Source organism: Halomonas sp. B23F22_20 (assembly GCF_043496985.1).
Lineage (GTDB): Bacteria > Pseudomonadota > Gammaproteobacteria > Pseudomonadales > Halomonadaceae > Halomonas.
This window is the reverse complement of sequence record NZ_JBIEKH010000079.1, coordinates 1-781: the sequence shown is the minus strand read 5'-3', so window position 1 is coordinate 781 and position 781 is coordinate 1. Positions and strand designations below refer to the sequence as shown.

Below are 781 nucleotides of genomic sequence, written 5' to 3'. Positions count from 1 at the left end.
GCTGACCGAGACCTTCGGCTATACGCTGACCGACGCCGATGGCGACACCAGCACCGCCACCCTGACGGTGACCATCAACGGTGCCACCGACGCGCCGCCGACCGTGGACATCGAGGACAACGCCCCGAGCGTCGACGGCGCCGAGCACAGCGTGGTCGAGGCCAGCGGCGACACCGTCACCGGCACCGCCACCGTGGGCGCCCAGGCCGGCATCGCCGGCGTGACCGTCAACGGCAGCGATATCACCGGTGCCAGCAACAGCCCGGTGACCATCGTCGGCAATGAAGGCACGCTGGTGATCACCGGCTACGACGCTAGCACCGGCACCCTCAGCTACGCCTACACCGAAGACGGCGACGCCGAGGACCACCGCGGCGGCGAGATCCTCGACCGCTTCGACATCACGGTGACCGACGTGGCCGGCGAGTCGACCAGCGACAGCCTGGACATCCGCATCGAGGACACCGCGCCCGAGGCCGACGACGACCGTGCCGCCACCGACGAGGACGCCACGGACGCCATCGGCGGCAACGTGCTGACCAACGACAGCGAGAGTGCCGACACCCCGAGCGATGTCAGCTTCGACGCCGACGACGTGGCCGCCGCCCAGTACGGCACCTTCGTCGACAACGGCGACGGCACCTGGTCCTACCAGGTCGATCCCTCGAACAGTGCCGTGCAGGCCCTGGACGATAACCAGACGCTGACCGAGACCTTCGGCTATACGCTGACCGACGCCGATGGCGACACCAGCACCGCCACCCTGACGGTGACCATCAAC

At 68.8% G+C, this 781-nt stretch carries 1 protein-coding gene; it reads left to right on the top strand.

All coding sequences use genetic code 11. From position 1 onward, the window contains the following. Nucleotides 1–781 (top strand): Ig-like domain-containing protein (locus ACGTN6_RS20650; RefSeq protein ID WP_394594941.1); only part of this gene is annotated, 781 nt, incomplete at both ends.